The organism is Ramlibacter sp., assembly GCF_035627355.1.
Classification (GTDB): Bacteria; Pseudomonadota; Gammaproteobacteria; order Burkholderiales; family Burkholderiaceae_C; genus Ramlibacter.
In genome coordinates this window covers 24,576-48,366 of the sequence record NZ_DASPLW010000036.1, presented here as the reverse complement: position 1 = coordinate 48,366, position 23,791 = coordinate 24,576, and the positions used below count along the sequence as shown (strand labels likewise).

General features: G+C 71.2%; 25 protein-coding genes and 1 pseudogene. 8 read left to right on the top strand and 18 right to left on the bottom strand.

Annotated elements, in window-relative coordinates; all coding sequences use genetic code 11:
- The 5 genes and pseudogenes from VEC03_RS09575 to VEC03_RS09555 form a co-directional block, all read right to left on the bottom strand.
- The coding region (locus VEC03_RS09575; protein WP_324914665.1) for a LytTR family DNA-binding domain-containing protein at positions 1–777 on the bottom strand (777 nt) is incomplete at its 3' end.
- Positions 774–1,820, bottom strand: coding sequence for a sensor histidine kinase (locus VEC03_RS09570; protein WP_324914663.1), 1,047 nt, complete (start codon positions 1,818–1,820; stop codon positions 774–776). The genes VEC03_RS09575 and VEC03_RS09570, both read right to left, overlap by 4 nt.
- Positions 1,817–2,113, bottom strand: coding sequence for a 2TM domain-containing protein (locus VEC03_RS09565; RefSeq protein ID WP_324914662.1), 297 nt, complete (start codon positions 2,111–2,113; stop codon positions 1,817–1,819). The genes VEC03_RS09570 and VEC03_RS09565 overlap by 4 nt, the downstream gene beginning before the upstream one ends.
- Before the next feature lie 36 nt (positions 2,114–2,149).
- Complete coding sequence (locus tag VEC03_RS09560) at positions 2,150–2,443, bottom strand: 2TM domain-containing protein (protein ID WP_324914661.1); 294 nt, start codon at positions 2,441–2,443, stop codon at positions 2,150–2,152.
- A gap of 30 nt (positions 2,444–2,473) precedes the next feature.
- Positions 2,474–2,876: pseudogene (locus VEC03_RS09555) on the bottom strand (DUF2306 domain-containing protein).
- A 201-nt stretch (positions 2,877–3,077) separates the two neighbouring features.
- Here VEC03_RS09555 and VEC03_RS09550 point away from each other — a divergent pair.
- From VEC03_RS09550 to VEC03_RS09540, 3 genes are all read left to right on the top strand, one after another.
- Positions 3,078–4,028: an alpha/beta hydrolase gene (locus tag VEC03_RS09550; protein WP_324914660.1), complete on the top strand. Its 951-nt coding sequence runs from the start codon at positions 3,078–3,080 to the stop codon at positions 4,026–4,028.
- Positions 4,029–4,136: 108 nt separating this feature from the next.
- Complete coding sequence (locus VEC03_RS09545) at positions 4,137–4,961, top strand: undecaprenyl-diphosphate phosphatase (RefSeq protein ID WP_324914658.1); 825 nt, start codon at positions 4,137–4,139, stop codon at positions 4,959–4,961.
- A gap of 118 nt (positions 4,962–5,079) precedes the next feature.
- Positions 5,080–5,277, top strand: a complete 198-nt coding sequence (locus tag VEC03_RS09540) for a hypothetical protein (protein ID WP_324914657.1) — start codon at positions 5,080–5,082, stop codon at positions 5,275–5,277.
- A gap of 27 nt (positions 5,278–5,304) precedes the next feature.
- On the opposite strand, the gene VEC03_RS09535 is transcribed toward VEC03_RS09540, so the two are convergent.
- From VEC03_RS09535 to mutS, 3 genes are all read right to left on the bottom strand, one after another.
- Positions 5,305–6,114 (bottom strand): alpha/beta hydrolase, encoded by an 810-nt coding sequence (locus VEC03_RS09535; RefSeq protein WP_324914656.1) that lies wholly within the window; start codon positions 6,112–6,114, stop codon positions 5,305–5,307.
- 223 nt (positions 6,115–6,337) lie between these two features.
- Positions 6,338–7,150 (bottom strand): proteasome-type protease, encoded by an 813-nt coding sequence (locus VEC03_RS09530; protein WP_324914655.1) that lies wholly within the window; start codon positions 7,148–7,150, stop codon positions 6,338–6,340.
- Positions 7,147–9,765 (bottom strand): DNA mismatch repair protein MutS, encoded by a 2,619-nt coding sequence (gene mutS / locus VEC03_RS09525; RefSeq protein ID WP_324914653.1) that lies wholly within the window; start codon positions 9,763–9,765, stop codon positions 7,147–7,149. The genes VEC03_RS09530 and mutS overlap by 4 nt, the downstream gene beginning before the upstream one ends.
- 170 nt (positions 9,766–9,935) lie before the next feature.
- Between mutS and VEC03_RS09520 the strand changes: the two genes are divergently transcribed.
- Positions 9,936–10,244, top strand: coding sequence for a hypothetical protein (locus VEC03_RS09520; RefSeq protein ID WP_324914652.1), 309 nt, complete (start codon positions 9,936–9,938; stop codon positions 10,242–10,244).
- 133 nt (positions 10,245–10,377) lie between these two features.
- Here the strand turns inward: VEC03_RS09520 and VEC03_RS09515 are convergent, their stop codons facing one another.
- Both VEC03_RS09515 and VEC03_RS09510 read right to left on the bottom strand, forming a co-directional pair.
- Positions 10,378–11,442, bottom strand: coding sequence for a mechanosensitive ion channel family protein (locus VEC03_RS09515; protein ID WP_324914650.1), 1,065 nt, complete (start codon positions 11,440–11,442; stop codon positions 10,378–10,380).
- On the bottom strand, positions 11,439–12,350 hold the full coding sequence (locus tag VEC03_RS09510; RefSeq protein ID WP_324914649.1) for an inositol monophosphatase family protein: 912 nt from the start codon (positions 12,348–12,350) through the stop codon (positions 11,439–11,441). The genes VEC03_RS09515 and VEC03_RS09510 overlap by 4 nt, the downstream gene beginning before the upstream one ends.
- A 129-nt stretch (positions 12,351–12,479) precedes the next feature.
- On the opposite strand from VEC03_RS09510, the gene VEC03_RS09505 reads away from it, so the two are divergent.
- Positions 12,480–13,202, top strand: coding sequence for an RNA methyltransferase (locus tag VEC03_RS09505; protein ID WP_324914647.1), 723 nt, complete (start codon positions 12,480–12,482; stop codon positions 13,200–13,202).
- A gap of 21 nt (positions 13,203–13,223) precedes the next feature.
- Here the strand turns inward: VEC03_RS09505 and VEC03_RS09500 are convergent, their stop codons facing one another.
- Genes VEC03_RS09500 through VEC03_RS09480 form a run of 5 tightly spaced genes read right to left on the bottom strand, consistent with a single transcriptional unit; the run spans position 13,224 to position 18,010 of the window.
- On the bottom strand, positions 13,224–14,183 hold the full coding sequence (locus VEC03_RS09500) for a tripartite tricarboxylate transporter substrate binding protein (RefSeq protein WP_324914645.1): 960 nt from the start codon (positions 14,181–14,183) through the stop codon (positions 13,224–13,226).
- Complete coding sequence (locus tag VEC03_RS09495) at positions 14,180–15,223, bottom strand: ABC transporter substrate-binding protein (protein WP_324914644.1); 1,044 nt, start codon at positions 15,221–15,223, stop codon at positions 14,180–14,182. The genes VEC03_RS09500 and VEC03_RS09495 overlap by 4 nt, the downstream gene beginning before the upstream one ends.
- 38 nt (positions 15,224–15,261) lie before the next feature.
- On the bottom strand, positions 15,262–16,068 hold the full coding sequence (locus tag VEC03_RS09490; protein ID WP_324914643.1) for an ABC transporter permease: 807 nt from the start codon (positions 16,066–16,068) through the stop codon (positions 15,262–15,264).
- Entirely contained in the window at positions 16,065–16,937 is an 873-nt protein-coding gene (locus tag VEC03_RS09485) for an ABC transporter permease (protein ID WP_324914641.1), read from the bottom strand. The genes VEC03_RS09490 and VEC03_RS09485 overlap by 4 nt, the downstream gene beginning before the upstream one ends.
- The gene (locus tag VEC03_RS09480) at positions 16,934–18,010 is read right to left on the bottom strand and encodes an ABC transporter ATP-binding protein (protein ID WP_324914639.1); all 1,077 of its coding nucleotides are present in this window, start codon (positions 18,008–18,010) and stop codon (positions 16,934–16,936) included. The genes VEC03_RS09485 and VEC03_RS09480 overlap by 4 nt, the downstream gene beginning before the upstream one ends.
- 363 nt (positions 18,011–18,373) lie before the next feature.
- Here VEC03_RS09480 and VEC03_RS09475 point away from each other — a divergent pair, with 363 nt between their 5' ends.
- The 3 genes from VEC03_RS09475 to VEC03_RS09465 are packed head-to-tail and all read left to right on the top strand — an operon-like array spanning position 18,374 to position 21,413.
- A complete protein-coding gene (locus tag VEC03_RS09475; RefSeq protein WP_324914637.1) occupies positions 18,374–19,327 on the top strand; it encodes a tripartite tricarboxylate transporter substrate binding protein in 954 nt (317 codons plus the stop codon).
- A 13-nt stretch (positions 19,328–19,340) separates the two neighbouring features.
- On the top strand, positions 19,341–19,847 hold the full coding sequence (locus VEC03_RS09470; RefSeq protein WP_324914636.1) for a tripartite tricarboxylate transporter TctB family protein: 507 nt from the start codon (positions 19,341–19,343) through the stop codon (positions 19,845–19,847).
- An 18-nt stretch (positions 19,848–19,865) separates the two neighbouring features.
- A complete protein-coding gene (locus VEC03_RS09465) occupies positions 19,866–21,413 on the top strand; it encodes a tripartite tricarboxylate transporter permease (protein WP_324914635.1) in 1,548 nt (515 codons plus the stop codon).
- Here VEC03_RS09465 and VEC03_RS09460 read toward each other — a convergent pair.
- Genes VEC03_RS09460 through yjgA form a run of 3 tightly spaced genes read right to left on the bottom strand, consistent with a single transcriptional unit; the run spans position 21,346 to position 23,760 of the window.
- Complete coding sequence (locus VEC03_RS09460; RefSeq protein WP_324914633.1) at positions 21,346–22,560, bottom strand: amidase; 1,215 nt, start codon at positions 22,558–22,560, stop codon at positions 21,346–21,348. The genes VEC03_RS09465 and VEC03_RS09460 overlap by 68 nt on opposite strands.
- Positions 22,557–23,153 carry a molybdopterin adenylyltransferase gene (gene mog, locus VEC03_RS09455; RefSeq protein ID WP_324914632.1) on the bottom strand — a complete coding sequence of 199 codons (597 nt, stop codon included), beginning with the start codon at positions 23,151–23,153 and terminating at the stop codon, positions 22,557–22,559. Before mog ends, VEC03_RS09460 begins: the two co-directional genes overlap by 4 nt.
- Positions 23,146–23,760 (bottom strand): ribosome biogenesis factor YjgA, encoded by a 615-nt coding sequence (gene yjgA, locus VEC03_RS09450; protein WP_324914630.1) that lies wholly within the window; start codon positions 23,758–23,760, stop codon positions 23,146–23,148. The genes mog and yjgA overlap by 8 nt, the downstream gene beginning before the upstream one ends.
- Between the last annotated feature and the right edge of the window lie 31 nt (positions 23,761–23,791).

The following is a 23,791-nucleotide window of genomic DNA, read 5'->3' as shown; positions in this document are numbered from 1 at the left end:
CAGATGCGCGTACAGCCGGCTGACGCTCCAGCGCTCGGGGCGGCCGCGCAGTGCCAGGTGCAGCTTGCCGGCCTCGTCGCGCGTCACGGCTTCGATGGCGGATGCGCGCACCACGGTGCCGCGGTGCACCTGCCAGAACTCCGCCGGGTCGAGCTGCGGCTGCAGGTCCTTCAGCGGCGTGCGGATCAGGTACTCCTGGCCGGCGGTCAGCACGCGCACGTACTTGTCGGCCGCCTCGAAGGCCAGCACCTCGGCCATGGGCACCATGCGGATGCCGCTGCCCACGCCGGCCTGGATCATGCGAAGCGGTGCGGCAGCCGCCGCCGGCACTGGGGCAAGCAGGTGCCTCAGCTGCTCGACGGCGGCATCCAGCCCGCCGGTGGTGCCTTTGCGCTTGCCGAGCGCCTCCTGGACCCGCGCGACCGTGCGTGCCAGCCGCGCCGGCTGCACCGGCTTGAGCAGATAGTCCACGGCCTGCGCTTCGAAGGCCTGCACGGCGTACTGGTCGTAGGCGGTGACGAAGACCAGCGCCGGGAAGGGCGCGTCCGCCGGCCATTCGTCCGCGAGCTGCGCCGCCGCATCCAGCCCATCCATGCCCGGCATGCGGATGTCGAAGAACAGCACGTCCGGGCGCCGGGCCAGGGCCTCGCGCACGGCAGACGCGCCATCGCCCACTACGGCCACGACGGCCAAGCCGGGCCAGGCGCGGGCCAGTTCCGCCTGCAGCGCCTGCGCCAGCAGCGGTTCGTCCTCGGCGATCAGGGCGGTGGCATTCATGGGGCGGTGAGGGGCAGTCGGATCGACACGCGGGTGCCTTGAGGTTGCGCCGCTTCCAGCGACAGCCGTCCGGCCGGCCCGTACAGCGTGGCCAGGCGCTCGCGCACCTGCGCCAGCCCGAAGCCGCTGCCCGTAGCGGACGATGCACCCGGCCCCGCGCCGGTGTCCAGCACGTCCAACACCAGGTCGTCGCCGTCCTGCCGGGCCGAGACGTCCAGCCGGCCACCGGCCACCTGCGGCTCCAGGCCGTGACGGATCGCGTTCTCCACCAGGGGCTGCAGCAGCAGCGTAGGCACGGCCCGCTGCGCCAGTTCGGGCGGCAACTGCAGGCGGTACGACAGGCGGGCCCCCATGCGCACGGCCATCAGCTCCAGGTAGTCGCGCAGCCGGTCGAACTCGGCCTGCAGCGGGTGCGTGGTGGCGCGCGACGCATCCAGCGTGGAGCGCAGGTACGCGATCATGTGGTCCAGCATTTGCTGGGCGCGCGGCGGATCGACGGCGATCAGCGCGCGCAGGTTGGCCAGCGTGTTGAACAGCATATGCGGCTCGAGCTGGGTCTCCAGCAGCTTCAGCCGGGCGTCGTCGGCCTGGCGCCGCGACTCGCGCATCTGCCGCTCCAGCCAGGCGCCGCGGCTGCGACTGTAGAAGTAGTAGCTGCCGGTGACCCCGGCAACCAGCGTGATCAGCGCGGAGGAGCGCAGTGCATGGCCGCGAGTGGGCAGGTGGCCGGGGCCGTACAGGTCCCAGGTGCGGCAGACCAGGTCGGCCAGCGTGCTGCCCAGCACGAGTCCGGCCGCGATGCCGCCGGCGACCAGCAGCAGGCCGGTGAGGCCCGGCGGCCAGCCGGTCTCGCGCGCCGATGGGAAGGCGTGGCGGCCGAGGTCCACGATGGCCCAGATCAGCAGGCCGATGCACAGCGAGAACACCAGCGGCGGCGCATAGGGCTGCTCGGGATTGAAGGCGACCAGGACGGCCGCGACGGCCAGGGAGAAGGCCGCCCCGTGCAGCAGGTTCTGCAGCTTGGCGACCGGATCGAATCTCATGGGCCGCGGCGCTCGCGCAGCAGCCGCTCGCGCTCGCGCTGGACCAGCCGCTCGCGCAGGCCGGCGCCCGCGCCCAGCACGAACACGCTGATGCCGTGCAGCGCCAGGCCCAGGCCCCAGCCGAGCGCCGGGAACCAGGTCCAGCGGCGCGCGCCCCAGCCGTGCTCGGAGATCGCGAACAGGAACAGGTTCACGGCGAGGTACACCGCCGCGTGGATGTACCAACCCAGCTTGGCGCCCGCGCGCCGGCGGGCCAGGCGGTCGATCTCCTCGTCGGTCAGCGGTGCGGGCATGGTGCGGGGCATTCTAGGGTTGCGCCGGCGGCCGGCTCACCAGGGCTCGCGCTGCGCCTGCAGGCGAGCGCGCTCGCGCTCGAACAGCTGCTGGTACAGGCCGGCGCCGCCGGTGACGAAGTACACCACCACGCCGTGCACGGCGAGGCCCAGGCCCCAGCCCATGGCCGGGTAGATCGCCCAGTTGCGCCCGCTGCTGGCAGCCAGCGCCGCCAGGAACAGGTTGACGGCGACGTAGACCAGGGCGTGCACCAGCCAGCCCATCTTGGCGCCGGCGCGGCGGCGGGCGAGGCGATCGAGGTCGTCGCGGGGGGTATCGGAGGGGTTCATGGCGAGGTCCTTTCTCGGGGGGCAGGGGATTCAGGCGAGGCCCACGCTGCTCCACAGCAGCTGGCGGTTCGGCAGCAGGGTGAAGCCGCCGGCGACCACGCAGGCACCGAAGTACAGGGTTCTGCATCACGGTCTTGTGGCCGCGCACGTTGCCGTGCGCCAGCTTCCAGAACGCACCGAACAGGCCGAGCAGGGTGACGGGCACCAGCAGGTGGATGGGCGTGTAACCGGCGAGGTTGGGCAGGGCGTGGTCGCGGATGAACAGGGCCGACACCGCGGTGACGATCATCAGCGTGACCCAGGCGTAGCCGAAGGCGCGGTGCAGGCGCGGTCGCTGCGTGCGGGCTCGGCGAGCCCACAGCGCGACGGGCCCTATGGCCAGCGCGCCCAGGGCGGCGGTCATGTGGACGGCGATCACGGGGGTCATCTGCATGGTGGGCTCCGGTCGGTGCTGCGATGGCTGGCACTGTGCCGGGCGGGTGCGCGGGCCGCGAGCGGGCTGCGACGAAATGCCGGCCGGGCGGCGTGAAACGCGGGCAGGCGGGAGCGGGCTGTGCCGGCAGCGACAGCGCCGGGCCGTCCGCCGGACTCGTGTGTGTCAGACTTTGTCGACCGAACGACCGAGGAGACGACCATGCTGCACCCGCAAGCCCAGGCCCTCTTGCGCCTGATGGTGGAGAAGGGCATTCCGCCCACGCACACCCTGCCGCACGAGAAGGCGCGCGAGTTCTACCTCATGCGGCGCACGGTCACGCAGCCGGAGCCGCCGGAATGCGGGCTGGTGCGCAATCTCTCGGCGCCGGGGCAGGCCGGCGAGATCCCCTTGCGCCTGTATCGCCCGCTGGGCAGCGACTCCGGGCAGGCCTTGCCCGTGCTGGTCTACTACCACGGCGGCGGCTGGGTGATCGGCGACCTGGATACGCACGACGTGCTGTGCCGCGAGCTGTGCAATGGCGCCGGCTGCGCGGTGGTGTCGGTGGACTACCGGCTGGCGCCCGAACACCGGTACCCGGCGGCGGTGGAGGACGCGATCGCCGCCACGCGCTGGATCCACGCGAACGCGCAGGAGCTGGGGCTGGACGCCTCGCGCCTGGCGGTCGGCGGCGACAGCGCGGGCGGCAACCTCGCCGCGGTGGTGGCGCTGACCGAGCGCGATGCCGGCGCCGGCGGGCTGCCCATCGCCTTCCAGCTGCTGATCTACCCGGCCACCGACCAGCGCCGCGGCTGGCCCTCGCACACCACCAACGGCGAGGGCTACCTGCTCACGCGCGACACCATCACCTACTTCCACGACCTGTACGTGGGCGACCAGCAGGCGGACCTGGACTGGCGCATGTCGCCGCTGCTGCACGAGAACCACGCCAACCTGCCGCCCGCCTTCGTGCTGACAGCCGGCTACGACCCGCTGCGAGACGAGGGCGTGGCCTATGCCCAGAAGCTGTCCGAGGCCGGGAACCGCGCCGCGCTGGTGAGCTTCGAGCGCCAGATCCACGGCTTCATCACCATGGGCAAGGTGCTGGACGAAGCCAACGTGGCGGTGCAGTTGTGCGCGTCGCAGCTGCGGGAGGCGCTGCGGGCGGGGTAGGAACCGCAGAACCTCCCGTCACACATCCATGGGCCGATAGGGCCATCCACCGCCGAGCCCGACCGCTGAGCCAACGATAATCCACCGCTTTCGTCCAAGGGAGTGCGCGTGGATCTCGTCCTGCTGGCCAAGGCCGCAGTCATGGGGGTGGTGGAGGGGCTGACCGAGTTCCTGCCGATCTCCAGCACCGGCCACCTGATCCTCGCCGGGGCCCTGCTGGGCTTCGACGACGAGAAGGCCAAGGTCTTCGACATCGCGATCCAGACCGGCGCGATCCTGGCGGTGATCATCGTCTACTGGCAGAAGATCCGCTCCACCGTCGTGGCGCTGCCGAGCGAACGCCAGGCGCAGCGCTTCGCCCTCAACGTGGCGATCGGCTTCGCACCCGCGGTGGCGTTCGGGCTGCTGCTGGGCAAGGCCATCAAGGCGCACCTGTTCACGCCGGGGGTGGTGGCCACCACCTTCATCGTGGGCGGGCTGGTGATCCTGTGGGCCGAGCGGCGCCAGCAGGCCGGCGTGCGCATCCACGAGGTGGAGGCGATGAGCGCCTGGGACGCCCTCAAGGTCGGCCTGGTCCAGTGCCTGGCCATGATCCCGGGCACCAGCCGCAGCGGCGCCACCATCATCGGCGGGATGCTGCTGGGACTCTCGCGCAAGGCGGCGACCGACTTCTCCTTCTACCTCGCCATCCCGACGCTGATCGGGGCCGGCGTCTACATGCTGTTCAAGGAGCGGGCGCTGCTGTCCGTGCAGGACCTGCCGCTGTTCGGGGTCGGCCTGCTGTTCTCGTTCCTGAGCGCCTGGGTGTGCGTGCGCTGGCTGCTGCGATACATCTCCAGCCACAGCTTCACGCCGTTCGCCTGGTACCGCATCGCGTTCGGCGTGGTGGTGCTGCTGACTTCGGCCATGGGCTGGGTCGAGTGGCACGAATGATGGGGTTCCGAGGCGTGGTCCTACCCGCGGCATCGGCCTGCGGCCACAGGGCGGCGCGGTCCTGACATGCACCATCGGGTTACGAACTTCGCTTTAACCCGGGTCCAGGACGGAAAGGATGAAGGAGCACAAGCAAGGGGACGGCGCTCTGGCGCCGGCTGAGCAGGATCGGGCGCCCCAAGGCCCCGCCAGTCCGATACCCGAGGCGGGTGACGGCAGTTGGGGCAAGGGCGCGGCGACCGCACTGGAGCGCCTGCGCCGCAACGACTACCGGGGCCACCCCGAGCCGGACCGGGACCGCCCCAGATTCAAGTGAGCACCGCGGCCGGACTGGCCGCCGGCTTCAGCTTCCGTGCTCCAGCGAGCGCAGGGCCGCCTCGATGGCGGCGGCGGTGGCGAGCGGCTTCTCCATCGGGAACAGGTGGCTGCCGTCCATCATCATCATCCGTCCCCGGGTGACCTTTTCGGTCATCCCCAGCCCGACCTGCTTGAGTTCCTGCGACTGGCAGCCGCCGATGAAGGCCGCCGGGCAGCGCAAGGGGTGGCGGGCCAGCACCTGCGGCAGGTTGTGGGGCAGCGTGTTGTAGATCGCGGTCTCGATGTCGCGGTCGAAGCTCAGGACCCGCTCGCCGTCCTCGTCGTGCGTGCACAGGTTGACGTAGTCGTGCAGCACCTGCTCGTCCCAGTGCGCGAAGGCGCGCTTGTGGCGGAAGTGCTCGAACACGGCTTCCCGGCTCGGCCAGCGGTTCTTGCGCGCGCGGCTGACGCGACCCGGCGAGATCGACCCCACCAGTTGGGTGCGCTTGGCGGCGCCCACTGCCGTGGCCTTCCATCCGCCCAGCAAGGGTGAGTCGAGCATCAGCACGCCGCGCGCCAGCTGCGGGTGGCGCGCCGCGCACAGCACGCTCAGGAAGCCGCCCAGCGAATGGCCGACCAGGAAGGCGGGCTCGCCGGCCTTCTGCACCTCGCGCTCGGCGAAGTCGTGCAGCTGCTGGACCAGGTTCGGCCAGTTGCTGGTGACCGGGTAGCGCGGGTCGTGGCCGAACTTGTCGACGGCCTTGACGAGGAAGCCGCGCGAGCGCAGGTGCTTGAAGAGGACGCCGTAGGTGGCGGCGGGAAAGCTGTTGCCGTGGGAGAAGACGATCAGGGACATGGGTTGTTGTTGTGGCGGCCGCGGGAGTGGCGCGATCTCAAACGTCGTCATTCCCGCGGAGGCGGGAATCCAGTGCGTCCGCTTGCCAGCCTTTACTGGAAGCCCTGGATCCCCGCTTTCGCGGGGATGACCGGCATGGGGCTTCGACATGGCCCCGCCCGGCGGGCTGTACTGGATCCCCGCCTGCGCGGGGATGACGGCGCGCGAGCGCGCTGGCGCGCGCTCATTGCGCCGTCACCTTGTCCAACGGCCTTTGCTGCGGCTCCTGGACTTTCAGCGGCGTGCCGGCCTGGGCGTCGTCCCACACCGGGTCGGGCAGCGCGTCGAAGACCTCGCGCAGCTTCTGGCCCCAGCTGGTGTGCAGCATGCGGAAGTAGGGGTTGGCCATGTCGATGCTGACCAGCTTGTCGCTGCGGAAGCTGTCGGCTTCGTAGACCACCAGGTCCAGCGGCGGGCCTACCGAGAGGTTGGACTTCATGGTCGAGTCCATGGACACCAGCGCGCACTTGGCGGCCTCCGCCAGCGGCATGTCGGGGCGCACCACCCGGTCGAGCACCGGCTTGCCGTACTTGGCCTCGCCGACCTGGAAATAGGGCGTCTCGCAGGTGGCCTCGATGAAGTTGCCGGCGGAATAGAGCTGGAACAGCCGCATGCCCTCGCCGCGGATCTGGCCGCCGAAGATCAGGGCGGCGTTGAACTCCACGCCGGACGCCCGCAGGGCTTCGGCATCGCGATCGTGCACGCGCCGCACGGCCTGGCCCAGCACGCGGGCCGCATCGAACATGGTGCGGGCGTTCCAGATGGTGACCGGCTCGCCGCCCTCGGGGTCCTTGACCTGCTCCACCGGCAGCAGTTCGCGGATGGACTGCGAGATCGACAGGTTGCCCGCGCTCTGCAGCACCATGAAGCGGTCGCCCGGCCGCTCGTAGACGGTCATCTTGCGGAAGGTGCTGACATGGTCCACCCCCGCGTTGGTCCGCGAGTCCGACAGGAACACCAGCCCGGCGTCGAGCTTGATGGCGACACAGTACGTCATGGCGCCTCCAGTTTCTTCTTGAGCGCATACAGGGCATCGAGTGCCTCGCGCGGACTCATGGTATCGGGATCGAGCTGCGCGAGGGCGGCTTCGGCCGGACTCGGGCCTGGCTCGACCGCCTGCGGCGGCGGCGCGAACAGGTCGACCTGCTCGCGCGCCAGCTCCTGCTGGCTCTCCAGTGCGGCCAGGGCATGGCGCGCATGGTTGACCACCGCCGCCGGCATGCCGGCCAGCCGGGCCACCTGGATGCCGTAGCTGCGGCTGGCCGGCCCCGGCTGGATCTCGTGCAGGAACACGATGTCGCTGTCCGATTCGGTGGCGCTGACGTGCACGTTCACGGCCGCGTGGTGCTTCGCCGGGAACTCCGTCAGCTCGAAGTAGTGGGTGGCGAACAGCGTGAAGGCCTGGGTCCGGTCGTGCAGGTGGGCCGCGATGCCCGAGGCCAGCGCCAGCCCGTCGAAGGTGGAGGTGCCGCGGCCGATCTCGTCCATCAGCACCAGGCTCTGCGGCGTGGCGGCGTGCAGGATCTGCGCCGCCTCGGTCATCTCCAGCATGAAGGTGGACTGGGCGTTGGCCAGGTCGTCGGCCGCGCCGATGCGCGTGTGGATGGCGTCCATGGGCCCCAGCCGGCAGGACGCTGCCGGCACGTAGGAGCCCATCGCCGCCAGCAAGCAGACCAGCGCGACCTGCCGCATGTAGGTGCTCTTGCCGCCCATGTTGGGGCCGGTGATGACCTGCATGCGCTGCTTAGGACCGAGCCGCGTGTCGTTGGCGATGAAGGCGCCGCCGGAGGTCTCGGCCAGGCGGGCCTCCACCACCGGGTGGCGGCCCTGGGTGATCTCGATGCCCGGCTCCTTCATGAACTGCGGCCGGCACCAGCCCAGCGTGAGCGAGCGTTCGGCCAGCGCGCACAGCGCGTCGAGCGAGGCGAGGGCGCGCGCGAGCCGGGTGAGGGCCGGCACGTGCGGCTGCAGCTCGTCCAGCAGCTGCTCGTACAGCCACTTCTCGCGCGCCAGCGCCCGCTCCTGCGCCGACAGCGCCTTGTCCTCGAAGGCCTTGAGTTCCGGCGTGATGAAGCGCTCGGCGTTCTTCAGGGTCTGGCGGCGGCGGTAGTCGCCGGGGACCTTGTCGAGTTGCCCCTGGGTGACCTCGATGTAGAAGCCGTGCACCCGGTTGAACTGCACCTTGAGGTTGGCGATGCCGGTGCGCTCGCGTTCGCGCTGCTCCAGCTGCACGAGGAAGCCATCGGCGTTGTCCTGGATGGCACGCAGCTCGTCGAGCTCGGCGTCGTGGCCGGGGGCGATCACGCCGCCGTCGCGCACCAGCGCCGCCGGCTCCTCCAGCAGGGTGCGGGCCAGCCGCTCGGCGCAACCGGGCGGCGGGACCAGGTCGGCGCGCAGGCGTTCGAGCAATTCGGTGCCGCCTTCGAGCGCGCGCGAGAGCTGCGCGGCCTTGTCCAGCGATAGCCGCAGGCCGACCAGCTCGCGCGGGCGCACCTGGCGCAGCGCGGTGCGGGCCGTGATGCGCTCCACGTCGCTCGTGCCCTTGAGCTCGGCGCGCAGGGGCTGCCAGGCGCCGCCCCGCAGCGCGTCGATGGCGTCCAGCCGTTCCAACGCCTGCGTGCGCTCGCGCCGCGGCTCCAGCAGCCAGCTCTTGAGCAGGCGGCTGCCCATGCCGGTCATGCAGGTGTCCAGCAGCGAGAACAGGGTGGGCGAGTCCTCCCCGCGGAGCGTCTGCACCAGCTCCAGGTTGCGGCGGGTGGCGATCGGCAGGTCGATCAGTTCGTCGTCGCGCTGCACCTGCAGGCCCTGCACGTGCGACAGGGCCCGGCCCTGCGTGTGCTCGGCATAGCTGAGCAGGGCCGCGGCGGCGGCGTGCGCGTGCACGAGGTCGTCGGCGCCCCAGGCCGCCAGCGTGGCGGCGCCGAGCTGCTCCAGCAGCTTGCGCAGGCCCAGGCCGGCATCGAACTGGAAGGCCGGGCGCTCGGTCAGCGACACGCTGCCGGCAAAGCGCAGCGCCGCCAGCCGCTGCGAGAAGGCGGACGTGACGTCCGCGCTGTGCAGCAGCTCGCTGGGGGCGATGCGGGCGATCCAGGCCTCGAGCTCGTCGCCGGCGCACTCGGCCAGCTGCAGGACGCCCTGGGTCACGCTCAGCCAGGCCAGGCCGCAGCGGTGCCGCGATCCCTGGTGCACGGCCAGCAGCACCGCTTCGGACTTGTCGGCCAGCAGCTCGGTGTCGGTCAGCGTGCCGGGGGTGACCACGCGCACCACCTTGCGCTCCACCGGTCCCTTGGAGGCGCCCACGTCGCCGACCTGCTCGCAGATGGCGACCGATTCGCCCATCCGGATCAGGCGCGCGAGGTAGCTCTCGACCGAGTGGAAGGGCACGCCGGCCATCACGACCGGTTCGCCGGCCGACATGCCGCGCCGGGTGAGCGTGATGTCCAGCAGGCGGGCGGCCTTCTCCGCGTCGGCGTAGAACAGCTCGTAGAAATCCCCCATCCGGTAGAAGACCAGGGTGGCGGGGTGCTGGGCCTTGATGGCGAGGTACTGCGCCATCATGGGGGTGTGGGCTGCGGCGGGTGCGCTGGCGACGGCGTTTCGGTGCTCGTCCATGGGATCTCGTGCGGGGCTGCGCCGGAGAAGGCTGGCACAGCGGTCGGCCATTATCGTTGGCTCGCCGTGACGGCGGCCCACAGCGGGCGTGGCGGGCGTCCTACAGGCCTGCTCGTCCGGGATGGCGACCATGCCTGCATCCGGACGGAACGACGCAGGGAGGCGTGACCATGTCGGGCAACAGGATCCAGTTCGTCGAAGTCCCGGCGCACCAGCTCGGCTACCTCAAGGTGATCTGCAGCGCCGCCAGCCGTGCCGCCGCCAAGGCCCAGGAAGCCGCGACTGCCGCGCGCGCCGAGATGGCCGACTCGGTGGCCAACGGGCTCAAGCCCTCGCAGCTGCAGCACGTCTGGCGCCTGCACCGCGAGGCCATCCAGAAGCTGAACATCGTGCTGTTCTTCGGGCAGCTGTACGTCTCGGCGTTCCGCAAGCACCCGCCGCGCGGTCCGGCGCTGGCGTGGAATGGGCGGACGGAGTAGTTTCATCGGCAGGCAAGTGCGCACGTCGCCAATGACCTGGTCATCCCCGCGGAGGCGGGGATTCAGGGCGTCCTGAAACCGTCGAAGACGGAAGCACTGGATTCCCGCCTTCGCGGGAATGACAGGCACCGGCTCAGGCCGGAGCCGTTTCCTCTTCCTTCACCCGGTGAATCTCCCGCACGGTCGGCAGGCAGTGCGGGTATTCGCGCCGCATGAAGTCGAACAGCGCCTCGCGCACCAGGCAGCCGAGCTCGAACGCCGGTCCTGACGCGCGGGCCGAGACCAGGGCGCGGATCTTCATGGCCCGCTCGTTGGCATCGACGATCACCAGCGTGCAGGTGCGGCCGTCCCATTGGGGCGCGGCCTCGACGACGCGCTGCAGCTCCGCGCGCAGCGGCTCCAGCGGCGTGGCGAAGTCCACGTACAGGTAGACCGCCTGGTGGATCTGCGAGCTGGTGCGGGTCCAGTTCTGGAACGGGTTCTCGATGAACCACTGCAGCGGGATCACCAGCCGCCGCTCGTCCCAGATACGCAGCACCACGTAGGTGCCGGTGATCTCCTCGACCCGGCCCCACTCGCCCTGCACGATCAGCACGTCGTCCAGCCGGATCGGCTGCGCCAGCGCCAGCTGCAGGCCGGCGATCAGGTTGCTGAACACGGGCCGGGCCGCCAGGCCGCCGATGATGCCCAGCACGCCCGCCGAGGCCAGCAGGCTGGCGCCGACCTGGCGCGCGCCGGGGAAGGTCATGAGCCCCATCGACACGCCGGCGATCAGCACCACCACCATGGCGCTGCGCGAGAGCACCCGCGCCTGCGTGTGCACGCGGCGCGCCTGCATGTTGTCCTCGACGTCGACCGGGTGCTGGGCGATGACGCCCTTCGCCAGGCCCTCGATCGCGGCCATTGCCAGCCAGGTGAGCGCGGCGATCAGCAGCAGTCCGTTGAGGTGCCGGACGTTCTGGATCAGGCGCAGGGAGTCGGGCGCGAACTGCCACACGAGCTGCAGCGCGAGCAGCGGCAGCGCGGCGCCCGCGGCGGCCTCGCAGTTGACCAGCAGGGCGTTCAGGATGGGGGCGGCGCGCGTGGCGCGTTGCAGCACCCGGCTCAGGACGTGGTGCACCACCAGTGCGGCCAGCACGGCGGCCAGCGCCATCAGCGCCGTGGCGACCCAGTGGTCGCGCCAGAGGACCTCGCTCATTCGGATTTGTCGTCGGGTTGTTCGCTCAGGTGGGTGGTCGGCGTCGTCTGTGGCGGCACCAGCTCGGGCGCCTGCCGCACGCTGGCCTTCTCGCCGGCCGAGGCGAACTTGCTGTACTTGCCCAGCAAGGCCACCAGCTGGCCGTACACACGCGGGTTGCCGGCCAGGCACTCGCGCTGTTCCATGAAGTTGGACTCGCCGGTGAAGTTGCCGATCAGGCCGCCGGCCTCGGTCACCAGCAGCGAGCCGGCCGCCACGTCCCAGGGCGAGAGGCCGGTCTCGAAGAAGCCGTCGGTGAAGCCGGCCGCCACGTAGGCCAGGTCCAGCGCCGCGGCGCCGGGTCGGCGCAGGCCGGCGGTGCGCTGCATCACCTCGGCCATCATGCGCAGGTAGAGGTTGAAGTTGTCGCCGGGGCGGAACGGGAAGCCGGTGGCGACCAGGCAGCGCGACAGCTCGGTGCGCTTGGACACGCGGATGCGCCGCTCATTGAGGTAAGCGCCGCGGCCGCGGGTGGCGGTGAACAGGTCGTTGCGGGTGGGGTCGTAGATCACGGCCTGCTCGATGCGGTCCTTCACGCGCAGCGCGATGCTGACGCAGTAGACCGGGAAGCCGTGGATGAAGTTGGTGGTGCCGTCCAGCGGATCGATGATCCACGTGAAGTCGGAGCCCTGCCGCCCGTGCTGCTGGCCCGACTCCTCGGCCCAGATCGCGTGATCGGGGTAGGCGGTCAGCAGCGTCTCGATGATGGCGTTCTCGCTGGCGTGGTCGACCTCGGTGACGAAGTCGTTGACCTGCTTCTGCGAGATGCGCACCGCCTCGACGTCGAGTGCGGCCCGGTTGATGATGGCGCCGGCGGCGCGTGCGGCCTTGATGGCCACGTTGAGCATGGGATGCAGGTTGGACGACATGGATTGTCTGGACCCCGCCACGGCGTTCGGGTTCCGCGCGCGGGTGTTCGAAGAGCAGCACCTTGTGTCGGTGCGGGAGCCCCCGACGATGCGGGCGGCGACAATGGCGGCGATTTTACCGGCCCCGCCTTGAAGACCCGCTTCGTCCTCATCCAGACCAGCCATGCCGGCAACGTGGGCGCCGTCGCCCGTGCCATGAAGGTGATGGGCTTCGACGACCTGGTGCTGGTGGACCCGCGCTGGCCCGACGTGCTGCAGCGCCAGGAAGCCATCGACCGCGCCAGCGGTGCCACCGACGTGCTGCAGCGCGCGCGCGTGGTTGCCACGCTGGACGAGGCGCTGGCGGGCATGGACACGCTGTGCGCCACCGCCATGACCCCGCGCGACTTCGGCCCGCCGACGTCGACGCCGCGCGAGCACCTGCCGGCGCTGGCATCGCGTTCGGGCGGCGTGGCCTTCCTGTTCGGGTCGGAACGCTACGGCATGCGCAACGAGGACGTGTACCGCTGCCACGTGGCGCTGACCATCCCGACGGCGCCCGAGTACGGCTCCCTGAACCTGGCCGCGGCGGTGCAGCTGATCGCCTACGAGTGGCGGCTGGCGCTGGGGGGCTATCCGGTGGTGCCGTCGGCGCCCGACGCCTCGCCGGCCGATGCGCAGGCCGTGGCGGGCATGCTGGAACACTGGGAGCGCGCGCTGGTGGAGATCGGCTTCCTGGATCCGCAGGCGCCCAGGAAGCTGATGCCGCGCCTGAACCAGCTGTTCAACCGAGCGCGTCCCACGGAGGAGGAGATCCACATCCTGCGCGGGATCGCGCGGGCGATGGGTTCGCCCGCGCGCAGGGGCCGCTGACGCGCCGCGGCCCCCGGCCACTCACTGGGCCTTGGTGCCGGAGATGCGGATCGCCTCGCCGTAGCGAGCGGATTCCGACTTCAGGAAGTCGGCGAATTCGGCGCTGCTGCTGCCGATGAATTCCAGGCCGGTGGGCTCCAGCGCCTGGCGCAGCTTCGGGTCGGCGAGCGCCGCGGTGATCGCCGCCTGAAGCTTCTGCACGGCGTCGGCCGGCGTGCCGGACTTCACCACCACCCCGTACCAGGACTGCGACAGGAAGCCGGGCAGGCCGGCCTCGCCCAGCGTGGGCACGTCGGGCAGCGCGGGATCGCGCTTGGCCGAACCGACGGCGATGGCCTTGAGCTTGCCGGCGCGCACGTGGTTCACCACCTGCGGCAGGTCGGCGAACATGGCCTGCACGGTGCCGGCCAGCAGGTCCTGCGTGGCCGGTGCGCTGCCTTTGTAGGCCGCGTGCACCATGTCGAAGCCGCCGGCCTTCTTGAACAGCTCGAAGCCCAGGTGGCCCGAGGAGCCGTTGCCGAAGGAGGCGAAGGCCGCCTTGTTCGCCCGCGCCCAGGCCAGGAACTCGGGCAGCGTCTTCGCCGGCACGCTGGGGTGCACCACCAGCACGTGCGGGTTGCTCGCCATCAGCGTGACCGGGGTGAAGTCGCGCAGCGCGTCGTAGGGCGGCTTGGCCAGCAGCTGCGGCTGGATGACGAAGCTGGCCGCGACGAACAGCAGCGTCTGGCCGTCGGCCGGCGCCTGCAGGGCGGCCTGGGTGCCGATCACGGTGCCGCCGCCCGGCTTGTTGTCCACCACGATGGTGCGGCCGAGCGCGGCGCCGATGCGTTCGGCGACGGCGCGCGACAGCATGTCGCCGGTGCCGCCGGCCGCGTAGGGCACGACGAACCGGCCGGCGCTGCCCTGCGCCCGGGCGGGCAGGCCCGCGGCCAGCAGGAGGGAGGCGCCCAGCGCCACGGCGTGTCTGCGTTGCAGCTTCATCGGTTCACCACCTTGTTCCACTGTTCGACGATGGCCGAGCGCTGCTCGGCGAAGAAGCTCCAGTCCAGGTGGCGCAGCTTGTCGGCGGTCGGCACCGCGGCCGCCACTTCGGCCGGGACCCTGGCCTTGGCGTTGACGGGGCGGGCATTGCCGATGCGGCCCCAGGCCTCCTGCGCCTCCACGCCCAGCATGTGGTTGATGAAGGTATCCGGCAGGTTGCCGGCCGAGGGGTTCAGCACGCGCGCCACGCTCATGGGCAGCGCATATCCGCCTTCGCTGGGCACGCAGAACTTCAGGTCGGCCAGGTCGGGATCCTTCATCATCGCCAGCACGTTGCCGCTGAAGTAGGGGGTGGCCCAGATCTCGCCGCTCTTGAGCCAGCCGACGGCGATGCTCTCCTGGTCCCACAGGCCCGGGCCGCGGGTGCGCACCTGGTGCAGCGCCTCCAGGCCGGCCGCCGGGTTGCGCAGGCTGCCGCCCTTGAGGCTGGCCATCGCATCCAGCGTGTACATCGAGGAGTTGTAGGTGACGTTGGGCGCCGAGACGTGGCCCTTGAGGTCGTCGCGCAGCAGGTCGGCCCAGCCGGTGATGGGCTTGCCGACCTTGGCGGCGTTGTAGGCGATGCCCCAGGTGCCGTAGGTGACCGGCACGGCGTAGCGGCCCACCGGCAGCTTGACGGCCGGGTCCAGCTCGCGCAGGTTGGGGACCAGCTTCTCGTCCAGCTGCGCCACCAGGCCCGAGCGGGCGATCAGCGGCAGCAGCACGTCGGTGAACACGCCCACGTGCAGGCTGGGCGAGTTGCGGTTGGCCTGCATCTGCGTGAAGCGCGCGTTGTCGAACGACTCCACCACCTTGGCGCCCTTGTTCTGGGGGAAGGTGTCCAGGAAGCTGCGCTTGAAGTACGAGCCGAGCAGGCCGGGGTACCAGCCGATGGTCAGCGGCGCGGTCTCGGCGAAGGCGGCCAGCGGCGCCAGGCCGGCGACCGGCAGGGCCGCGGCGCCGGCCAGCAGGCGGCGGCGGGTGGTGTCGTGGGTGCTCATGGATCTCTCCTCAGGGGGTGGCAACAAGGGAACGAGGGTCAGGCGCCGCCGCCGGCCAGGTGGCGCAGCCAGCCGAGGCGGTCGATGACGATGGCGGCCAGCAGGCCGAACACCACCAGCACGGTGGACACCGCCGCGGCGACCGGGTCGTTGACGTCGAACAGGTACTTGTAGAGCGCGACCGGCAGCACGATCTGCTCGGACTGGGTGACGAACAGGCTGACGGTGAACTGGTCCAGCGACACGATGGCCGCGAAGATGCCGCCGGCCACGATGCCGGGCACCAGCGCCGGCAGCACCACCCGGCGCAGCGTGAGCGCCGGCGAGGCGCCCAGGATCTCGGCAGCGTCGATCAGCGCCTGCTTCAGCCCGAGCGCGCTGGTGAGCACGGCGCGGAACATGAAGGGGAACACGATCAGCGTGTGCGACACCACCAGCGCCGTGAACGTGTCCAGCAGCTGCGTGCGGTTGAAGGCGTAGAGCAGGGCGATGCCGATGATCAGTGCCGGCACCACCAGCGGCGACAGGAAGGCGAACTCCAGCGCCGAGCGCAGCCGCCCCGGGGCCATGCGACGCAGGCCGAGCGCGGCCGGCACCGCCAGCAGCGCGGCCAGCAGCGTGGCGACGGCGGCCAGCACCAGGCTGCGCAGCGCCGGCACCAGGAACAGGTCCGAGTCCCAGGCCGCCTGGTACCACCGCAGCGAGAAGCCGCTGGGCGGGAAGGTGAAGAACGAGCGTTCGCTGAAGCTGAACAGGACCACCACGGCCAGCGGCAGCACCAGGAACAGGCAGGTGAAGACGGCCAGGGCGTTGCCGCCCCAGCGCCAGAGCCGGTCGGCCATCATGCGAGGGCCGCCTCCGCGCGGCGGGTCAGGCGCTTCTGCAGCGCGTACACGGCGAGCACCGCGATCATCAGCAGCAGCGACAAAGCGGTCGCGCGCGGCAGGTTGAACAGCACCAGGGCGTCGGTGTAGACCGCCACCGACAGGTACTTGACCGCGGTGCCGCCCAGGATCAGCGGGGTGACGAAGGCACCCAGCATCAGGCTGAAGACCAGCACCGAACCGGCGATCAGGCCGGGCAGGGCCAGCGGCAGCGTGACGCTGACGAAGGTGCGCGCCGGCCCGGCGCCCAGGATCTCGGCCGACTCCATCAGCCGGCGGTCGAGGGCGAGCAGCGAGGTCGCCAGCGACAGCACCATGAAGGGCAGGAACACCTGCGTGCCGCCGATCACCAGCCCGGTCAGGTTGCCGGTCAGTGCCAGCGGCTCGCCGGTCCAGCCGGCCGCCTGCAGCAGCGAGTTGAGCAGGCCCTTGCGGCCCAGGATCAGCAGCCAGCCGTAGCTGCGCACCACGGTGTTGACCAGCAGCGGAGCCGCCACCATGAAGTACAGCAGGCCGCGCCAGCGGGCCGGCGCGCGGGCGATGGCCGTGGCCAGCGGGAACCCGAGCAGGGCGCACAGCAGCGTCACCGCGGCGGCGACGGCAAAGGTGTGCAGGAACAGCTGCAGGCTGGCCAGGCCGCCCAGCAGGCTGGCGTAGTTGGCCAGGGTGAAGCCGGGCAGGATCTGGCCGAAGCTCTCGCGCCGGAAGCTGATGACGGCCATCTCGGCCAGCGGCACCAGCATGGCCAGCAGCACCAGCGCGCAGGCCGGCGCCAGCGCCAGCCACAGCGTGGCGCGATCCGGCAGGGAGGCCCTGCGCAGCGCCGTCATGCGCCGGCCCCGAAGGCCAGCGTGCAGCGTTCCAGGCGCACCCGCACCGGCTGGCCGGGCACCAGCGTGGCGGGCGGCAATCCGAGCAGCCGCGACTGCAGCTTCTGGCCGCAGGCCAGGTGCAGCCCCAGCAGGGTGCTGCCGGTCTCCGGCGCCACTTCCGCGACCAGCGCCGGCAGCCCGGTGGGCTCGTCGGTCAGCACCACCTGCTCCGGCCGCACGGCCAGCCGCACGGGCCCGGCGGGGCGCGAGAGCGGGGCCTCGACGCGGGCGCCGCCGGGCAGCTCGAAGCCGCCGTGGGCGTCGTAGATGCCGTCCAGGAAGCTGATGTCGCCGATGAAGTCGGCCACGAATTCGTTCACCGGGTGCAGGTAGACCGACTGCGGGTCGCCCAGCTGCTCGATGCGGCCGCCGCGCATCACCGCCACCCGGTCGGACAGGTGCAGCGCCTCCTCTTGGTCGTGGGTGACGAACAGGAAGGTGGTGCCGGTCTCGCGGTGGATGCGCTTGAGTTCCGACTGGAGCTGGCGGCGCAGCTTGAGGTCCAGCGCCGCCAGCGGCTCGTCAAGCATGAGCAGCGAGGGACGGGTGGCGAGGGCCCGCGCCAGCGCCACCCGCTGCTGCTGGCCGCCGGACAGTTGCGCCGGGCGGCGGTCGCGCAGGTGCGGCAACTGCACCAGTTCGAGCATGGCGCCCACGCGCGCGGCGATGTCGCTCGCGCCCTGGGCGCGCAGGCCGAACGCGACGTTCTCCTCCACGGTCATGTGGGGGAACAGCGAGTACTGCTGGAACACCATGCCGAGGTGGCGTGCGCGCGGCGGCAGGTCGGTGACGTCGCGGCCGTCGATCGCGATGCGGCCGGCGTCCGGGTGTTCGAAGCCCGCGATCATCCGCATCAGCGTGGTCTTGCCGCAGCCGCTGGCGCCCAGCAAGGTGAGGAACTCGCCGTCGTGGATGTCGAGGTCGATGCGGTCGGCTGCGACCGTCGCGCCGAAGCGCTTGACCAGGCCGCGCGCCGCCACCTTGACGGCGGCTTCTGTTGCTGCGGGCCGTGCGGGAGCTGGCTGATCCATTGGCCGCATCCTCGCGTACCCGCGCGACAGGCGTCCAATGACTTTTCGCCGATCGCCCCTGAGCGAAACGTTATGGCGCGGAAAGTCTTATCGCGCGGGGACGGTGCGCACTTTCCGGTGCGCCGGCCCGGGCTCGCCCGCGGTGGCAGTGAGAACTCTGGTTATAGCTGCGGCCCCAAATCTTCATTAGACGTTCGGGCGCACGCTCCACATGATCCGCGTCAAGGCGCGTGGGCGCCCCTTGCGGTAATTGCCCGCGCCGCCTGGCGTGGGCGCCGCAGCGGAGGCCGGCCCCTGGCGGACCCATGCGCCCGAGAACCACGAGAGAGACACCGACCTAACGAGCCACAAGGAACGCACGCCATGAACCGTCGCAGCTTCGCTTCCATCGCCACCGCCCTCATCGCCACCGCGGCCGCCATGCCGGCGCTGGCCTTCCCCGACCGGCCGATCGAAGCCGTCGTGCCGTGGCCGGCCGGGCAGGAGCTGGACATCCTGGCGCGGGCCATCGTGCCCGTGATGTCCAGGCAGTTGGGCGTCCCCATGGCCGTCATCAACCGCCCCGGCGGCGCCGGCGTGGTGGGCACCTCGGAGGCGTCACGCGCCAAGCCGGACGGCTACACCATCCTGTTCAACAGCGTGGGCCCCATGCTGACCCAGCCGCTGGCCGGCAACGCGCCCTACAAGGTCACCGACTTCGAGCCGATCGGGCTGTTCAACGCCAGCAGCTTCGTGCTGATCGTGCGGGCCGACGCGCCCTACAAGACGATGCAGGAGCTGGAAGCCCACGCGAAGACGGCCTCCAAGCCGCTGGTGCTGGGGCACTTCGGCCCGGCCGCCGTCCCGACGCAGGTCGTCTACCGCATGGGCGGCCAGAAGAAGTGGTCCTTCCGCGGCGTCACCTTCAGCCCGGCGGGCCCGGCGCAGCTCAAGTCCGGCGATGCCGACCTGGTGACGGCGCCCTACAACACCGCCCGCAGCGCGATCGCCGCCGGCGACGCGCGTGCGCTCGTGACCTTCAACCCGGCGCGCCTGCCAGAACTGCCGTCGGTGCCCACGCTGCGCGAGGCCGGCTACGACTTCGACGTGCTGGTTTGGCAGGGCGTCTTCGTGCCCAAGGGCACGCCGGCCGACGTCAAGGCGAAGATCGACGCGGCCGTGCAGGCGGCGCTGAAGGATCCGTCGGTGGTGGAACTGGCCAGGAAGATCAACACGCCGCTGTTCTGGAAGGACGCCGCCGCGACCACGGCGCAGATCAAGGCCGACGAGGCCGGCCTGTCGCCCGTGATGGCCGAACTGGGTTTGATCAGGAAGTAAGCGGAGCCTGCGCATGAGCATCGCTTCGCAGGAGTTGGGCGAGCGTGCCCAGCGCCGGCTGGCGGCCGGCTTCGTCGGCCTGCTCGCGCTGGGCGCGGCCATCCTGCTGCCCCTGACCCCGCGCCTGATCGTCGGCATGCCGGAGGAGGTGGCCTACTACCGCTCGCCGGCCCTGTTCCCCTCGATCGCGCTCGCGCTGGTGGCGATCGCCGCCGCGTTCCACTGCGTCCGGATGCTACGCGGCGCCTCCCTGTCGACCGACGACATCGACGAGCCCGCGGCCCACTGGCGCGTGGTGGTGCTGGCCTTCGTGGCCTACGTGCTGTACGTGCTGGCCGTGCCGCTGGTGGGCTACGCGATCGCGACGGCCGTGTTCGTGCTCGCCGTGGGCGCGCTCTCCGGGCTGGGCTGGCGCGTGCCGGCCCTCATCGGGGTGTGCCTGACGACGGCGCTCTACCTCATCTTCGTGCTCGGCTTCAAGGTCTGGTTCCCCGCGGCCAGCCTGATCCCCGGCGCCTGATCGCGCCAGGAGTCCCTGATGAACGAACTGCTCCTCGGGCTGCAGTCGGTGATGCACTGGGGCGTGCTCGCGTCCCTGCTGGTCGGCGCTGCCCTCGGCATCCTGATCGGCGTGCTGCCCGGCATCGGCCCGGGCGTCGCCATCGCCGTGATGCTGCCCATCACCTACGGCATGTCGCACATGGCGGGGCTGGTGCTGCTGCTCGGCATCTACTGCGGCGCCTTCTACGGCGGCGCCGTCACCTCCATCCTGATCCGCACCCCGGGGGAAGCCTCGTCGATCATGACCATGTTCGACGGCTACCCGATGGCGGCGCGCGGTGAGGCGCAGCGGGCCCTGACGCTGGCCTTCACATCCGCGTTCGTGGGCGGCCTCGCCAGCACGGTGTTCCTGATCTTCGCGGCCAAGCCGCTGGCCGCTTTCGCCGGCCGCTTCGGGGCCGCGGAATTCAGCGCCGCGGCGCTGCTGGCGCTGGTCTGCGTGGTCAAGGCCTACCAGGGTCGGACGGCGCAGGCGGCGCTGATGCTGGGGCTGGGCCTGTTCATTGGCACCGTCGGCATCGACCCGAGTTCGCAGGAGCAGCGCTTCACCTTCGGGTTCCCGCAGCTCATGACCGGGCTGCCGCTGGGCGCCGTGGTGATCGGCGTGTTCGGCATGGCGCAGGCCTTCGTGCTGCTGGGCATGAAGCCGCGCGAGCGCAAGCGCGGCGACCAGCTGGAGCAGGCCGGCTTCAGCCTGAAGCAGGCGGGCGAGATCTTCCGCTACCCGTCCACACTGGCCAAGTCGGCCGGCATCGGCACCCTGATCGGTGTGCTGCCGGCGGTGGGCGCCGCGCTGTCGACCTCGCTGTCGTACTTCGAGGCCAAGCGCCACGACCCGGAGGCCTTCGGCAAGGGCGACCCGCGCGGGATCATCGCGGCCGAGGCCGCCAACAACTCGGTCAGCGGCGGGGCGCTGGTGCCGCTGCTGGCGCTGGGCATCCCGGGCGACGCGGTCACCGCCATCATCATGGGCGTCTTCATGGTGCACGGCGTCTTCCCCGGGCCCAACCTGTTCAGCGAACAGCCCGAGCTGGTCAGCGGGATCATGGTGTCCATGCTGCTGCTCAACGTGGTGATCCTGCTGATGCTGGTCTTCCTCGTGCGCTACGTCGCGATGTGCGTGCAGCTGGACCCGCGCCTGCTGGGCATGGTGATCCTGGCCTTGTGCTTCATCGGCTCCTACTCGCTGGGCAACTCGCTGTACTTCACCTGGGTGGCCTTCGGATTCGGGATCTTCGGCTGGCTGTGCGCGCTGTCCGGCCTGCCGGCCGTGCCGCTGGTGCTGGGCATGGTGCTGGGCGACCTGATGGAGACCTCGGTGCGCCAGGCGCTGAACATCGGCGAGGGATCGCCGGCCGTCTTCTTCTCGCGCCCGGTGTCGGCCACGCTGATGGTCGTGGTGATCCTGATGCTGGCCTGGCCGCTGCTGCGCCGCGGCTGGCGCGCGCTGCGCCGGCCTACGCCAGCGCCTGCTGCAGATGCCAGCCGGCGCGCAGGCACAGGGCCTCTTCCCCCGGCGGCGTGATGGCCTGCACGCCCATCGGCAGCCCCGTGGCGCCGGTGGCGCCCGGCACGCCCAGGCAGGGCACGTGCAGCAGCGTCCAGGCCCTATTGAAGCTGGACGAGCCGGTCGAGCCGTAGCCGGGGGGTGGTTCGTCCGGCGCGCTGGGCGTGAGCAGCACGTCGATGCCGTCGAACAGCTCGCCCAGCGCGGCGCGGCCGGCGGCCGCCGTGTCCTGCGCGGCCGCGTACTCGGCGTCGGTGACCCCGCGCGCCTGCGCCAGGTAGTCGCGCAGGGTCGGCGAGAGGCGATCCCGCTCGAACGCGTATTCGTCGGCCAGCGCGCGCGAGGCTTCCCAGCCCTGCACCACGTCGTGGGCCGAGAAGACCTCGCCCAGCCAGGCGGGCAGGGTGACCTCGCGCACGGTGGCGCCCGCCGTGCGCAGGGCCGCGACGGCGCGCTCCAGCGCCGTCCGGCCACTGGCGGACAGCGACTCCCACGGATACGACCAGGCGACGCCGAACACCGGCGCCGCGCCGTCCTCCAGGCCCTGGGCCCACGGCCGCCCGGAAATCGCCTGCGCACACAGGGCCATGGTCTCGACGTTGGCCGTGAACAGGCCCACGGTGTCCAGGGACCACGAGAACGGCTTGAGCCCCGGCGTGGGCAGCGCGCCGTAGCCCGGCTTGAAGCCGACCACGCCGCAATACGAAGCCGGCCGGATCACCGATCCGCCGGTCTGGGTGCCGACCGTCAGCGGCACCAGGCCGGCGGCCACGGCCGCAGCCGATCCGGCCGAAGAGCCGCCGGGCGTGTGCCCGGGCACGCGCGGGTTGCGCGTGGCCGTCGGATGCAGGAAGGCGAACTCGGTGGTGCTGGTCTTGCCCACCACCACGCCGCCGGCGCGGCGGATCGCCTGCACGATGGCGGCGTCGCTGCGCGGCTGGTGGCCGGCGAACAGCGGCGTGCCGTAGCAGGTCGGCAGCGCCGCCGTGTCGAGGATGTCCTTGACGCCGACCGGCAGGCCCTGCAGCGCGCCGCCGCTGGCCAATGCGCGCTCGCATTCGTGCTTGGCCTGCGCGGCGTCGCACACGGCGACGAAGGCCCCCAGGTCCCGGTCGCGCGCGGCGATGTCCGCCAGCGTGCGGGCGACCAGTTCCTGCGCGTTCATGCGGCCCGCGGCGGGCGCACGGCCGACTTGGGCCGGAAGGCCTTGCACACCTCGTCGTTGGTCTCGAGGTAGGGGCCGCCGATCAGGTCGATGCAATAGGGCACGGCGGCGAAGATGCCCGGCACCACCGGCTTGCCCTGCTCGTCCTTCAGCCCTTCCAGCGTCTCCTGGATCGACTTGGGCTGCCCGGGCAGGTTGATGATCAGGCACTCGCCGCGGATCACCGCCACCTGGCGCGAGAGGATGGCCGTGGGCACGAAGCGCAGGCTGATCTGCCGCATCTGCTCGCCGAAGCCGGGCATCTCGCGGTCGGCGACGGCCAGCGTGGCCTCGGGCGTGACGTCGCGCCGGGCCGGGCCGGTGCCGCCGGTGGTCAGCACCAGCGAGCAGCCGGCATCCACCAGGTCCACCAGCGCCGCGCTGATGCGCTCGGGCTCGTCGGGGATCAGGACCGGCTCGAACTCGATCGGGTTCTTCAGGGCGCGCGCGAGCCAGTCCTTCAGGGCCGGCAGGCCCTTGTCCTCGTAGACGCCGGACGAGGCCCGGTCGCTGACCGAGACGATGCCGATGCGCACCTTGTCGAAGTCACTCATGCTGCAGTTGCTCCCTGACGATCTGGAAGATTTCGCGGTAGGCGCGGCCCTGCCGGGGCGCCAGACCCTGCGAGACGGCCGCGGGATCGGGTTGCCGGTCCTTGCGCGCCTGCCGGACCAGCGAGCGCAGTTGCTGGCCGTCGGTGCCGGGGTATTCGGCGAGCCAGCGCTGCACCGCCTGGTCGTCGTCGATCAGCTCGTCGCGCCAGCGCTCGGCCTGGTGCAGCGCCAGGCTGTCGCGCGCCGAACCCTGGCGCTGCTCTTCCAGCGCATTGCGCGCGGCGGCCAGCGTGTCCTCGTCCAGCCCGCGCATGAGCTTGCCCACGTACTGCAGTTGCCGGCGCTTGCCCTCGAAGGACGTGATGCGGCGCGCCTGCGCCAGCGCCTCGACCAGCGAGTCGGGCAGCGCCACGCGCTCGAAGAGGTCGGCGCGCAGCGTCATCAGCGCCTCGCCGAGCTTCTGCAGCTCACTGCTCTCGCGCTTGAGATCGGTCTTGCTGCTGCCCTCGGTCTGCTTGAGTTCGGCCTTGAGCTGCTGGTCCAGCTCGCTGCCCTCGGCGACGAACTGCCCGCGCACGAAGTAGCCCTTTTTCGGTTTGCGTGCCATTGGTGTGGGGAGTGGGCGCGGCCCGGCTGTG